This window comes from Microbacterium sp. bgisy207 (genome assembly GCF_057706855.1).
Genome location: NZ_JBYIPB010000005.1, coordinates 144365 through 157581, shown reverse-complemented (window position 1 = coordinate 157581; position 13217 = coordinate 144365). Strand labels below are relative to the sequence as shown.

Annotated in this window: 15 protein-coding genes; 8 read left to right on the top strand and 7 right to left on the bottom strand. The window is 66.1% G+C overall.

Translation table 11 applies throughout. The features are described from left to right. Nucleotides 1-67: 67 nt before the first annotated feature. Nucleotides 68-184, top strand: a complete 117-nt coding sequence (locus tag AC3ENO_RS06430; protein WP_488185765.1) for a hypothetical protein — start codon at nt 68-70, stop codon at nt 182-184. Between the two features lie 30 nt (nt 185-214). Next, a complete protein-coding gene (locus AC3ENO_RS06425) occupies nt 215-547 on the top strand; it encodes a hypothetical protein (RefSeq protein ID WP_434969799.1) in 333 nt (110 codons plus the stop codon). Here AC3ENO_RS06425 and AC3ENO_RS06420 read toward each other — a convergent pair. The 3 genes from AC3ENO_RS06420 to trpD all read right to left on the bottom strand — a co-directional run bounded on the left by AC3ENO_RS06420 (nt 495) and on the right by trpD (nt 3360). Continuing rightward, nucleotides 495-1487 (bottom strand): PHP domain-containing protein, encoded by a 993-nt coding sequence (locus tag AC3ENO_RS06420; protein ID WP_434969899.1) that lies wholly within the window; start codon nt 1485-1487, stop codon nt 495-497. The genes AC3ENO_RS06425 and AC3ENO_RS06420 overlap by 53 nt on opposite strands. Before the next feature lie 166 nt (nt 1488-1653). Further along, nucleotides 1654-2136, bottom strand: a complete 483-nt coding sequence (locus AC3ENO_RS06415; RefSeq protein ID WP_434969798.1) for an aromatic ring-opening dioxygenase LigA — start codon at nt 2134-2136, stop codon at nt 1654-1656. A 162-nt stretch (nt 2137-2298) separates the two neighbouring features. Beyond that, complete coding sequence (trpD, locus tag AC3ENO_RS06410) at nt 2299-3360, bottom strand: anthranilate phosphoribosyltransferase (RefSeq protein ID WP_434969796.1); 1062 nt, start codon at nt 3358-3360, stop codon at nt 2299-2301. A gap of 103 nt (nt 3361-3463) precedes the next feature. Here trpD and ctaE point away from each other — a divergent pair, with 103 nt between their 5' ends. From ctaE to AC3ENO_RS06380, 6 genes are all read left to right on the top strand, one after another. Further along, nucleotides 3464-4108, top strand: a complete 645-nt coding sequence (gene ctaE / locus AC3ENO_RS06405; protein ID WP_434969795.1) for an aa3-type cytochrome oxidase subunit III — start codon at nt 3464-3466, stop codon at nt 4106-4108. Nucleotides 4109-4132: 24 nt separating this feature from the next. Further along, nucleotides 4133-4936 (top strand): cytochrome bc1 complex diheme cytochrome c subunit, encoded by an 804-nt coding sequence (qcrC, locus tag AC3ENO_RS06400; protein ID WP_434969793.1) that lies wholly within the window; start codon nt 4133-4135, stop codon nt 4934-4936. A 41-nt stretch (nt 4937-4977) separates the two neighbouring features. Next, complete coding sequence (qcrA, locus tag AC3ENO_RS06395; RefSeq protein ID WP_434969791.1) at nt 4978-6057, top strand: cytochrome bc1 complex Rieske iron-sulfur subunit; 1080 nt, start codon at nt 4978-4980, stop codon at nt 6055-6057. Continuing rightward, nucleotides 6054-7928, top strand: a complete 1875-nt coding sequence (gene qcrB, locus AC3ENO_RS06390; protein WP_434969790.1) for a cytochrome bc1 complex cytochrome b subunit — start codon at nt 6054-6056, stop codon at nt 7926-7928. Before qcrA ends, qcrB begins: the two co-directional genes overlap by 4 nt. Nucleotides 7929-8091: 163 nt before the next feature. Then, nucleotides 8092-8496: a rhodanese-like domain-containing protein gene (locus AC3ENO_RS06385; RefSeq protein WP_434969789.1), complete on the top strand. Its 405-nt coding sequence runs from the start codon at nt 8092-8094 to the stop codon at nt 8494-8496. Between the two features lie 57 nt (nt 8497-8553). Next, nucleotides 8554-9468, top strand: a complete 915-nt coding sequence (locus AC3ENO_RS06380) for a DMT family transporter (RefSeq protein WP_434969787.1) — start codon at nt 8554-8556, stop codon at nt 9466-9468. A gap of 68 nt (nt 9469-9536) precedes the next feature. Here AC3ENO_RS06380 and AC3ENO_RS06375 read toward each other — a convergent pair whose 3' ends face one another. The 4 genes from AC3ENO_RS06375 to erpA form a co-directional block, all read right to left on the bottom strand. Continuing rightward, a complete protein-coding gene (locus tag AC3ENO_RS06375) occupies nt 9537-9953 on the bottom strand; it encodes a cytochrome c oxidase subunit 4 (RefSeq protein ID WP_434969786.1) in 417 nt (138 codons plus the stop codon). 4 nt (nt 9954-9957) lie between these two features. Further along, on the bottom strand, nt 9958-11724 hold the full coding sequence (gene ctaD, locus AC3ENO_RS06370) for an aa3-type cytochrome oxidase subunit I (protein WP_434969785.1): 1767 nt from the start codon (nt 11722-11724) through the stop codon (nt 9958-9960). Then, the gene (gene ctaC / locus AC3ENO_RS06365) at nt 11724-12635 is read right to left on the bottom strand and encodes an aa3-type cytochrome oxidase subunit II (protein ID WP_434969784.1); all 912 of its coding nucleotides are present in this window, start codon (nt 12633-12635) and stop codon (nt 11724-11726) included. Before ctaC ends, ctaD begins: the two co-directional genes overlap by 1 nt. Before the next feature lie 140 nt (nt 12636-12775). Continuing rightward, nucleotides 12776-13141, bottom strand: a complete 366-nt coding sequence (gene erpA, locus AC3ENO_RS06360) for an iron-sulfur cluster insertion protein ErpA (protein WP_434969782.1) — start codon at nt 13139-13141, stop codon at nt 12776-12778. Nucleotides 13142-13217: the final 76 nt, after the last annotated feature.

Here is a 13217-nt window from a genome sequence, read left to right as displayed (position 1 = left end):
GCAGGAGTGATACCCCCAGGGGTATCCTTGAGACACCACCGAGCCCAGAACGTAGGAAGGACCCCTCATGTGCTCACAGATCCGTTGTTCGTCGTGCGGAAAGATCACCTGGACCGGCTGCGGCATGCACGTCGAGCAGGCCCTTGCCGGCGTGCCGAAGGACCAGCTCTGCACCTGCAACTGACAACCGGGGTCACGCACTGAGGCCGGTCCCATGACCGTTCTTGCCGAGCGCATCGAGGCTGCCCACGACGCAGCTCTCGATGCGCTCACCCACGCGGCGGCCGGCCAGTCCCTCTGCACGCTGGGCCGGGAGCGCCTCAACGCCGCGAAATACCACGAGGGAGCCGTCGTTGCGCTGAGCGATGCGCGGCGGGCGCTGCGCCGCGGAGTCCCTCCCCCGGCGCCGCAGGACTGGGGAGCCGGACCCGTTGCGGCGCAGGCGCAGACCAGCGCCCAGTGGCGCGCCTACCTCATCGGCGGCCGCGATGCCCTCACCGCCGTGTACCAGTCCACTCTCGAAGCCGATCCAGCGACCACGTCGTGACGATCCGCTCCGGCGGCACACCGAGCCGCTCGGCACGTTCTGCACCATGATCCAGGAGCGACAGCTGGCCCGGCGCGTGAGCATCGGAGTCGATCGAGAACAGACACCCCATCTCGAGGGCAAGGACGATGAGGTCGTCCGGCGGGTCCTCGCGTTCCGGGCGGGAATTGATCTCCACCGCAACCGCGTTCTCCGCGCACGCCTGGAAGACGCGAGCCGCGTCGAAGTCGGACGGCGGCCTGGTGCCCCGCTCGCCGCGCACCAGACGCCCGGTCGCGTGCCCGAGCACGTCGATCCTGCCGCTTCGCACCGCGCTCAGCATCCGGGTGGTCATCGGGCCTCGGTCCATGCGCAGCTTCGAGTGCACCGAGGCGACCACGACATCGAGCGAGCGCAGCAGGTCATCCTGCTGATCCAGCGCCCCATCCTCGAGGATGTCGACCTCGATACCCGTGAGCAGCGTGAACCGTTCGTCCCGAAAACCCTCGACGATCGATACCTGCTCGCGGAGCCGCTGCGCCGTCAGTCCGTTCGCCACACGAAGCCGCGGCGAATGGTCCGTCAGCGCCAGGTACTCCCGCCCGAGCGCACGGGCGGCATCGACCATGGTCGCGATCGGCGTCGTGCCGTCCGACCAGTCGGAATGGCTGTGCAGGTCTCCGCGAAGACGCTCACGCAGCGTCGAGGGACGGATGCCTGCTCTCTCGCGCAGGTCCACGAGATAGTCGGGCACGCGGCCCTCCCGCGCCTGGACGATGACCGCGAGGGTCGAGTCGCCGATCCCCTTCCGACGGCGCAGACCCGCGGTGTCCGCGAGCTGCGAATCGTCGAGCCCTTCGATCGCGGCTGCCGCCGCACGAAACGCCTTCGCCTTGTACCGGATCGCCCGCTCTCGCTCGAGAAGCAGGGCGATCTCGATCAGCGCGTCGCGCGGATGCATGCCCTGCTCGCTCATGCGCCCAGCCTGACATGACCGGCAGCGCCTGCGCAGCGCATCGCCAGCGCAGACACGCCGACGGGCGTGGGCCGAGAGCTGTTGCCATCGACCCACGCCCGGGGTGTTCGCTACGTCCGAGAGGCGGTGAGCGCCTCGCGGACAGATCGCGTCACGCCGTGACGGCGGCGCGCTTGACCACGACGGGGGCGCTTGCGAGGCGGTGCAACGCCCAGCCGAACAGGATCGACAGCACGCCGATGCCGATCGCGAAGGCCGAGACACCGAAGCTCACGACCGAGGTGAACAGCGACGCCCGCAAGAACGACGCGTTCATCATGGTCGCGCGCACGGGGTCCTCACGGTCGAGTTCCGCGTACGTGGCGCCGCCGGATGCCTCCAGCGCGTGGTGCTGGATGATGTCGGCCTGGACGTACGCGGTGAAGGGACCGGCGACGGTCTGACCCTGGAAGGCCATCGCATCCTCGGGAATCGTGATGTTCTCGGCGCGCAGCTGGCTCGACACGGTCACCCACACGATGATGCCGACGATGATGAGCAGGGCGCCGCCGACGATGCCGAGGATCCCCACCACCTTCACGAGGCCGAGGTTGCGGGCTGGTGCCTGGACGGTGTCGGTGGCAGCTTCGGACATGGCGGAGGCTCCTTCTGGGGCGTGGTTCGTCAGGGGGATGCGACGGCGTGTCTCACCGTCGTCCTCCACGCTACGGAGCCGCGCCGCATACGGAAAGTGACGTAGGTCCCCCGGGAGCCGGCGCGGCCGGCACCGGCGCCGTTCACTCCCTGGCGACGCGTCTCAGGATGCGAGCGCCGTCGTCGCCGCCGACCAGGCCGCGAGCTTCGCGGATGCGGCGCCCGAATCGATCGCCGCGGCGGCGTCGTCGCGGGCCTCACCGAGGCGCTCGACGATCGGTCGCTGGGCCTGAGCGGCATCCTGCGACAGTCGGTACGCGACGATCCCGGCCGCGGCGTTCAGCAGGACGATGTCGCGGATCGGACCGCCGTCGCCGGCAAGGACGCGGCGCACCACCTCGGCGTTGTGCTCGGGAGTCCCGCCACGCAGGTCATCGAGCGTTGCCAGACGGATGCCGAGATCCCGCGGATCGAGATCGTGTTCGTGGATGTCACCGCGCGAGACCTCCCAGATCCGGCTGTGCCCGGTGGTGGTGAGCTCGTCGAGACCGTCGTCGCCGCGGAACACCAGCGCCGTCGCGCCCCGGGTGCGGAACACGCCCGTGATGAGGGGCACTCGGTCCAGGTGCGCCACACCGACCGCATTCGCCTCCGCACGCGCGGGGTTGCACAGGGGTCCCAGAAAATTGAAGACGGTGGGCACGCCGAGCTCGGCGCGGGTGGCCGCAGCATGCCGGAACCCCGGATGGAACGCCGCCGCGAAGGCGAACGTGATGCCCGCACGATCGAGCACGCCGGCCACTGCATCCGGACTCAGCCCCAGATCGATGCCCAGCGCCGAGAGCACATCCGAGGACCCGGACGCCGAACTTGCCGCCTTGTTTCCGTGCTTGACGACCGGAATCCCGGTGGCAGCGGCGACGATCGACGCCGTCGTGGAGACGTTGACCGTGCGGTGGCGATCGCCGCCCGTTCCGACGATGTCGAGCACATGGGGATCGACCGGAAGCGGCAACGCGGCCTCCAGGATCGCGTCTCGGAACCCGACGATCTCGTCGACCGTCTCCCCCTTGGCGCGCAGCGCGACCAGGAATCCGGCGAGCTGAGACGGGGTCGTCTCCCCCGCCATGATCTGGCGCATCGCCCAGGTGGACTCCGACACGCTGAGGTCGTGCCCCTCCAGGAGTGCGCTGATTATCGACGGCCATGACGGCAGCTGGGTCATGGCTCCGAGCGTAGCGGGGAGGGCAACTGAGGCGCGCCTAAGTCGCACACCACCCGATATCAGTGGTGGCTCATGCGAAACCCCAGGCAAATCTTCAGCCATAATGAAGAGCGTGACCACCAGCTCAGCGACGTACTCCCAGGCCATGCGGTCGGTCAAGCGACCCGATCCGGTCGCAGTCGGAACAATCGTGTGGCTCGGCAGCGAAGTCATGTTCTTCGCCGGCCTCTTCGCGATCTACTTCACACTGCGCAGCACCTCTCCCGAACTCTGGGCCGAAGAGACCCAGCTGCTGAACGTGCCGTTCGCGGCCGTGAACACCACGATCCTGGTGCTCTCGTCGGTGACGTGCCAGATGGGTGTGTTCGCGGCGGAGCGCTTCCAGCCGTACACGATCCGCAAGGCCAACGGACGCCTCAGCTGGGGAATGGTCGAGTGGTTCTGGCTCACCTTCGCCCTCGGCGCCATCTTCGTGTCGGGCCAGGTGTGGGAGTACGCCCAGCTCGTCGCCGAGGGGATGCCCATCCAGGCGAACGCCTACGCCTCCGCGTTCTACCTCACCACCGGGTTCCACGCCCTCCATGTGACCGGCGGCCTCATCGCCTTCCTCCTCGTGATCGGACGCGCCTACGCCGTCAAGAACTTCGGTCGCAAGGAGATGACGTCCTCGATCGTCGTGTCGTACTACTGGCACTTCGTGGACGTCGTCTGGATCGCCCTCTTCTTCGTCATCTACTTCCTCAAGTAACCCGAGCGGAGCTGAATCACCCTCATGGCACGACAGACCAACCGCCGCTCGAACGGACGCCGCAGCCCCTGGGCCGCGACCGCTCTCATCGGCATCGGACTGCTCATCACCGGCGGCGTCTACGCGGGCGCCTCCGCCGCGATGGCCGCGACCGAGCCCGAGAGCACCTCCGCATCCACTCTCACGATCGAGGACGGAAAGCTCCTCTTCCAGGCCAACTGCGCCACCTGCCACGGACTGGATCTTCAGGGCACCGAGAACGGCCCGTCGCTGTACGGCGTCGGTGCGATCGCGGTCGACTTCCAGGTCGGCACGGGTCGTATGCCCCTCCAGATGCAGGGCCCGCAGGCTCCCCAGAAGCCGGTGCAGTTCACGGATGAGCAGATCCTCGCGATGGCCAACTACGTGCAGTCCGTGGCTCCGGGTCCGGACTTCCCCGACCCCGAGATCCTCGACGGCGAAGGTGACATCGCCCGCGGTGCGGAGCTGTTCCGCATCAACTGCGCGATGTGCCACAACGTCGCGGGCGCCGGTGGCGCCCTCACCGAAGGCAAGTACGCACCGGCTCTGACCGATGTCAGCGCGCTGCACATCTACGCCGCGATGGTCACCGGACCCCAGAACATGCCGGTGTTCAACAACATGTACCTGACCGACGAAGACAAGCGCGACATCATCTCGTCTTTGCTGTACACCCAGCAGACCGAGTCCCCCGGCGGGTTCAAGCTCGGGTCTCTCGGACCGGTCGCCGAAGGCCTGTTCATCTGGATCTTCGGCATCAGCACCCTGATCGCCATCACCGTGTGGATCACGGCGAAATCCAACTGATCCCGCACGCCGAATACGCAGCAAGACGCTAGAGGAGCACCATGGCACACGAGGACGACCCGCACGACCTCGACAGGGCGTCGTACCAGCCCTCGTCGGGGACGGCCGTCGCCGTCACCGACCCCGTGCGTAACCCTGAGCTTCCGCCTCATCGCGTGCGGATGACCGACAAGGACCCGGCCGCGATGAAGCGCGCCGTGCGCACGATCTACACGCTCTTCTACATCTCGGTCGCAGGATCGCTGTGGGCGGTCGCCGCCTACATGATCTTCCCGATCGAGAGCGGCGAGATCCCCGCGATCCGTGACAACAATCTCTTCGTCGGTCTCGGCATCGCCCTCGCGCTGCTGGCGATCGGCGTCGCGGCCATCCACTGGTCCAAGGCTGTGATGTCCGACAAGGAGCACACGGAGGCCCGCCACCCCACGCGCGGCACCGATGCGACTCGTGCCGGAGCGGTCGCCGTCTTCGAAGCAGCGAACGAGGAGTCCGGGTTCGGTCGCCGCACCGTCATCCGCGGTGGCCTCTTCGCGGCGCTCATCGCGTCGATCCTCCCCGCGATCACGCTGTTCCGTGGCCTCGCCCCCGAGTCCACGCCGGAACGTCCGCACGCGGGCGACCCCGTCTTCCTGCTCAGCCACACGATGTGGAAGCCCGGGATGCGGCTCGCCAAGGACCCCGAGGGAACGCCGATCAAGGCATCCGAAGTGACCCTCGGCTCCGCCGTGCACGTCATCCCCGAGCCGCTCGCCGACCTCAGCCACGAGGACGGATACCTGGAGGAGAAGGCCAAGGCGATCGTCCTGCTGGTCAGGATGCTTCCCGAGCAGATCACCGAGACCCCCGAGCGGGCGAGCTGGTCGTACGACGGCATCGTCGCGTACTCGAAGGTCTGCACGCACGTCGGCTGCCCCGTGGCCCTCTACGAGCAGCAGACCCACCACCTGCTGTGCCCGTGCCACCAGTCGCAGTTCGACGTCTCGGACGGCGCCAAGGTCATCTTCGGCCCGGCTGCCCGTCCGCTGCCGCAGCTGCCCATCGAAGTGGATGACGAGGGTTACCTCGTCGCGCAGAGCGACTTCACCGAACCCGTCGGCCCGAGCTTCTGGGAGCGCCATTGAGCACCGCCACCGCTACTGACGAGACGGCCGTCGGTACCACCAGGGAAAAGCCGCTCGGCGGCCGCTTCGTCGGCGCCACCGCCAACTACATCGACGAGCGCACCAGCCTCTCCGGCCTGGTCAAGGAGCTCGGACGCAAGATCTTCCCCGACCACTGGTCGTTCATGCTCGGTGAGATCGCGCTGTGGAGCTTCGTGGTCGTCCTGCTGTCGGGGACGTTCCTGACGTTCTTCTTCCAGGCCTCGATGGTGCCGACGCACTACACCGGCGCCTACATCCCGATGCGCGGCGTCGAGATGTCCGCGGCGCTGGACTCGACTCTGCGGATCTCGTTCGACATCCGTGGCGGCCTGCTCGTCCGCCAGATCCACCACTGGGCCGCGCTCGTGTTCATCGCCGGCATCGGCGTGCACATGCTGCGCGTGTTCTTCACCGGCGCCTTCCGCAAGCCCCGCGAGCTCAACTGGCTCATCGGCTTCGTGCTGTTCGTCCTCGCGATGGGTGAGGGCTTCACCGGCTACTCCCTCCCCGACGACCTGCTCTCGGGCAACGGTCTTCGCATCATCGACGGCATGATCAAGGGCATCCCGCTGATCGGTACCTGGACCTCGTTCCTGCTGTTCGGCGGCGAGTTCCCCGGGATGCAGATCGTGGGTCGCCTCTACACGCTGCACATCCTGCTGCTGCCGGCGATCCTGGTCGCGCTCCTCGCGGCGCACCTGATCCTCATGATCGTGAACAAGCACACGCAGTTCGCCGGCCCCGGCCGCACGAACGACAACGTCGTGGGCTACCCGATGCTGCCGGTCTACGCCTCGAAGATGGGCGGGTTCTTCTTCATCGTCTTCGGCGTCATCGTGCTGATCGCGTCTTTGTTCACGATCAACCCCATCTGGAACTACGGGCCGTACGACCCGTCGCCGGTGTCGGCGGGCACGCAGCCTGACTGGTACATCGGCTTCGCCGACGGTGCGCTGCGTCTCGTGCCCCCGCACCTGGAGACGGTGTTCTGGGATCACACCTGGTCGTGGAACATCATCCTCCCGATCACCGTCCTGGTGCTGTTCATCGCCCTGGTTGCGTTCTACCCGTTCATCGAGGCGTGGATCACCGGCGACAAGCGCGAGCACCACATCGCGCAGCGTCCGCGCAACGCCCCGACCCGCACCGCGATCGGCGCCGCGGGCGTGACGTTCTACGCCGTGCTGTGGGCGGCGGCGTCGTCCGACATCATCGCCACCCACTTCTGGGTCACGATGGAAGGCGTCATCCACACGCTGCAGGTCCTGCTGTTCGTCGGACCCGTCATCGCGTACTTCGTGACCAAGCGGATCGCGATCGCCCTGCAGAAGAAGGATCGTGAGATCGCACTGCACGGCTACGAGTCCGGCCGCATCGTCCGCCTCCCCGGCGGCGAGTACATCGAGGTTCACCAGCCCGTCGACGAGTACGAGCGCTGGAAGCTCGTGGACTTCGAGACCTACGAACCGCTGGTGGTGCGCCCGAACTCTCGCGGGACGATCCCGTGGCACCAGAACTTCCGCGCGGCGCTGTCGCGGTGGTTCTTCGAGGACCGCCTCGCACCGGTGACGCAGGCCGAGATCGACGAGGCGCTCTCGCACCAGCATCACGAACTCGACCACATTGCCGAGCAGGAGGATGCGGAGATCCAGGCGATGCACGAGCGCGCCGGGGTTCCGGATGCTCCGCACCACCCGATCACCGACGGCAAGCAGTCCGAGACGGCTGTTCGCCCGACGAACGTGATCGTCACTGACCAGGTCGTGGAGAACACGGCTGCCGATAAGGGCACGTCGAACACGGATGTCGATCCTGACGACGACGTTCACCCCAGCGGCGACACGAAGTAGTCCCGAATCAACCAGTGCGCGGGCCCGGCATCCACGGATGTCGGGCCCGCGCCGTTGCCCGCATCTCACTGCAGCGGGCAATGGCAGGATCCGGCCGAAACGTGGCCGCAGGAGGGTGCCTGCGGCGCTCTCAATGTCATGACTTGCCTCTAGTGTCGGCATCATGAGCAGCGCAGACTTCTTCGCCACCCGCCTCGCCCACGAGACCGATCCGTCGGACGTGTACGCCGCTCAGAAGGCCGGAGAAGACATCGTGCTCGTCGATGTGCGCGGCGTCGACGCCTGGCGCCAGGGACGCATCACCGGCGCGATCCATATGCCCTACCGCGAGATCGCGGAGCGCGCCCCGCGCGAGATTGCCCCGGACGCCACTGTCGTCGTGTACTGCTGGAGCCCGGGCTGCAACGCCGGCGTCAAGGGGGCGCTCGAGTTCGCAAAGCTCGGCTACGCGGTCAAGGAGATGATCGGGGGGTTCGAATACTGGGCACGGGAAGGCCAGCCGACCGAGAACGATGACGGTCCGCTCCCCCGCGAGTTCGACCCGCTCGTGATGATCGTGCGCCGGTGAACGAGGGGTCCGATTCCCGCCAGTGCCCTGGCCGCCCCGGCGAGTAGCGTGACCGTCGTGTCCTCGTCGCCGACTCTCGCGCCAGCGCGCTCCAGCACCGTGGTCCTCATGTTCGCGGCGCTGTCGCTGGTGTGGGGAGCGAGTTTCCTCTTCATGAAGGTTGCGGTTGACTCCTTCGACCCTGCTCAGGTGGCTCTGGGACGCATCATCCTGGGCTCCGTGACGCTCGCCGCGATCATGACGCTCACGCGTCGACGGTGGCCGCGAGAGAGACGCCTGTGGCTGCACATGATCGTCGTCGCAGTCTTCTTCTGCATCGTGCCCTTCCTGCTGTTCGCGTGGGCCGCTCAGAGCCTGCCGTCGGGATTGTCGGCCATCCTGAACGCGACCACACCGTTGTGGACGATGCTCGTTGCCGTCGTCGTTCTTCCGAGCGAGCGGATGACGGCACGGCGACTGATCGGGGTGATCATCGGCGCTGTCGGTGTCGCGATTGTCATGGGCATCTGGGACGTTGTCACCTCCCCCGAGTTCACGGCATCGCTTCCCGCGCAGCTCGCCTGCCTGGGGGCCACCGCGTCCTACGGCATCGCCCTGGGGTGGATGCGGCGCTTCATCACGGGAACCCACAACCATGACAGCGTCACGATCGCGTCGACGCAGATGGCTGTCGCAGGCGTACTCGCCCTGGTGCTCGTGCCCGCCATCGGCCTCGCGCCCGTCGCATGGGCTCCCGCGCCGATTCTGGCGCTCCTGGCCCTCGGGTGCCTCGGGACCGGAATCGTCTATGTCTGGAACACACGAGTCGTCAGCGAATGGGGCGCGGTCGGCGCGTCAACCGTCACCTACGTGATCCCCGTGGTCGGCGTGGCACTCGGGATCATCGTGCTCGGAGAACGGTTCACACTGAACGAGCTCATCGGCGCCGTCATCGTGATCGGCGGCGTACTCCTCGTTCAACGCGCCCGCTGATCAGCGTCTAGCCCCGCCGGGCCCAGACGTCGAGCGCGCAGCGCGGAAGAGCGCGCTCCGCGCGGTACTCAGCGAGCGAAGTAGCCGCGGTAGTACTCGTAGACCCAACCGACGATCGCGACCAGGAAGATACCGAACCCGATCGGCACCATCCACGCGCCCACCGAGAGACCGATGATGGCGATCGCTGCCGAGAAAGCGAGCACAATCGGCCACCACGACCACGGGCTGAACTCACCGATCTCGGGGTCGCCGTCGTCGATGTCTGCCGTGAGGGTGTCCTCGGGCAGCTCGCCGCCCTGAGCGCGTCGAACCGCACCGGTGTAGAAGGCGATCAGTGCGCCCATGAGGGCAGTGAAGATTAGCGCGATCGTGCCGACCCACTCGACGTTGCCGTACCAGAAAAGGCTCCAGATCGTGTAGACGACACCGACGAGAGCGAAGAAGCCCGCCAGAATCCACCAGAGCGCGACGTTGGTACGCATCGGACTACTTCACCTTCCCATCGGCAAGATCCACAACCGGTGTGTGCGGAGCATCCTTCGCCGGGCCGACACCAACCGTCATCGGCGCAGCTTCCGGGTGGTTGAGGTCGAACGCCGGGCGTTCGCTGCGGATGCGCGGGATCGACGTGAAGTTGTGGCGCGGCGGCGGGCACGAAGTGGCCCACTCGAGCGATCCACCGTAACCCCACGGGTCGTTGACCGTGACCTTGGGCGCCTTCCGAGCGGTGATCCACACATTCAGCAGGAACGGAATCATCGAGACCGCGAGGAGCATGGCACCAACTGTCGACAACTGGTTCTGCCACGTGAATCCGTCAGCTTCCGCGTAGTCAGCGTAGCGGCGGACCATACCTTCGACACCCAGCCAGTGCTGGACGAGGAAGGTCATGTGGAAGCCGATGAACAGCAGCCAGAAGTGCACGTACCCGAGGCGCTCGTTGAGCATCCGGCCTGTCCACTTCGGCCACCAGAAGTAGAAGCCGGCGAACATCGCGAACACGACGGTTCCGAAGATGACGTAGTGGAAGTGCGCGACGACGAAGTACGAGTCCGACAGTGCGAAGTCCAGCGGCGGCGACGCGAGGATGACACCGGTCAGCCCACCGAAGACGAACGAGACGAGGAAGCCGAGCGCGAAGGTCATCGGTGTCTCGAAGGTCACCGACCCTCGCCACATCGTTCCGATCCAGTTGAAGATCTTCACGCCTGTCGGGACGGCGATGAGCATGGTCATCAGGGCGAAGAACGGCAGCAGCACCGAGCCGGTGACGTACATGTGGTGCGCCCACACAGCGACCGAGAGAGCGGCGATCGCGATCGTCGCGTACACGAGCGTCTTGTAACCGAAGATCGGCTTGCGGCTGAAGACCGGGAAGATCTCGGACACGATGCCGAAGAACGGCAGCGCGATGATGTACACCTCGGGGTGACCGAAGAACCAGAACAGGTGCTGCCACAGCAGCACGCCCCCGTTCTGTGGGTCGTAGATGTGCGCACCGAGCACGCGGTCGGCGGCGGCGGCGAAGATCGCGGCGGCCAGCACCGGGAAGGCCATGAGGATCAGGATGCTCGTGATGAGCGTGTTCCAGGTGAAGATCGGCATGCGCCACATCGTCATGCCGGGTGCGCGCATCGTGATGACGGTGGTGATGAAGTTCACGGCACCGAGAATCGTTCCGAAGCCGCTCATGCCGAGCCCGAGCATCCAGAGATTACCGCCGACGCCTGGTGAGAAGGATGCGTTCGCGAGTGGTTGATACGCGAACCAGCCGAAGGAAGCCGCGCCCTGCGGGGTCAGGAAGCCGGAGATCGCAATGATCGACCCGAACAGGAACAACCAGAACGCGAAAGCGTTCAGGCGCGGGAACGCGACGTCAGGTGCACCGATCTGCAGCGGCAGGATCGCGTTGGCAAAGCCCGCGAACAGAGGCGTCGCGAACATGAGCAGCATGATCGTGCCATGCATCGTGAACAGCTGGTTGTACTGCTCTTTGGTCGGCAAGACCTGCATGCCCGGCTCGAACAGCTCGGCACGGATGATGAGCGCCATCACGCCGCCGAGCAGGAAGAACAGGAACGACGCGATCAGGTACATGTACCCGATCGTCTTGTGGTCAGTGGAGGTGATCCACTTGACGATGATGTTGCCCTTTTGCTCGACGCGCGAGGACGACATCAGCGCCGCCTGGCGTGCGGGCAGAGTGCGCGGGCGCGACGAGTCCGCGTCCTGAAGCGGCAGCGTGGTGGCCATCACTCGTTCCCCTCATCTGACTGCTGGACCGAGGGATCCGTGGGATCGTTCGGCGTGTTCTGCAGGCGGTCGTATGCGTCGTTGATGTCGCCGGTCTGACCCTTTGCCTCGAGACTTGCGAGGTAGTCCTCGTACTCCTCGGCGCTCACGACCTTGACGTTGAAGAGCATCATCGAGTGGTACTCACCACAGAGCTCGGCGCACTTGCCGGCGTAGGTGCCCTCTCGGGTCGGGGTGAAGGACCAGAAGTTGTCCTTCCCGATGTACATGTCCTTCTTGTAGAGGAAGTCGATGATCCAGAAGGAGTGGATGACATCGCGCGACTGCAGCTTGATCTGCACCGTCTGGTCGACGGGCAGGTACAGCGTCGGCAGCTGCTCCTGGTCGATGTCGCCGTTCTTATCGGGCTGAGCCTGGATGCCCATCGTCCAAACGGCGTCGGAGTTGTCCTCCTCGTCGCCGTTGTACTGGAAGTCCCACGCCCACTGCTTGCCGATGGCGGTGATCGACACGTCGGGGTCTTCGTACTGCGTCTCGATGATCGCCTGGTCCCGCGCGGTGAAGGCGAAGAAGCCCAGCACCAGGATGAACGGCACGACCGTGTAGAAGATCTCGATCGGCATGTTGTAGCGCAGCTGCACCGGCAGGCCCGTCTGCCCCTTGCGGCGACGGTAGGCGATGGCTGCCCATCCCATGAGCGCCCAGGTGACGACACCGACGGCGAGCAGGACGATCCACGAGTTCACCCAGAGTCCGGAGACCATTTCGGTGTGATTGGTCGCGGGAGTTCCGTCCTCGACGAAGCCCGGGAGATACCCGTTGAGCTCCGTCGGCGTGCATCCTGCGAGCACCACGGCCGCGGCGGCACCAACCGGTAGAAGAACCCAGCGGAGTCGGCGATTGGAGGGCACAGGCGCACCTTTCCACGTTGCGAAGTGTGACTGTGGTCAGTCTAGGGCAACCTCACACCTCCTTGAGGCCAACCACTCAGCATCCGGTCACTTTCGGGGTACTGAAGGTCAGCCTTCCGGGAGGCTGAAGCTTGGGAGGGTCAGTGGAAGCTGTCACCACACGCGCAGCTACCCTGCGCGTTGGGGTTGTCGATCGTGAAACCCTGCTCGGAGATCGTGTCCTTGAAGTCGATCGTGGCACCGTCGAGGTAGGGCACGCTCATGTCGTCGACGATGACTTCCACGCCATCGAAGTCGACGGTCTTGTCGCCGTCGAGATAGCGCTCGTCGAAGTACAGCTGGTAGATGAGACCGCTGCATCCGCCGGGCTGCACGGCCACGCGAAGACGCAGGTCGTCGCGGCCTTCCTGATCGAGCAGGCTCTTCACCTTGGCGGCCGCGGCGTCCGTGAGCGCGACGCCGTGCTCGCGCGCGGTCTGGTCCGTGGTCAGTGCGGTGTCGGTCATGACTCTCCTTATCGGCTGGTGCCGTCGGGGTGGATGCTGAAATTCTACGCCCGCTCCCACGGCACACGGCGGGCAC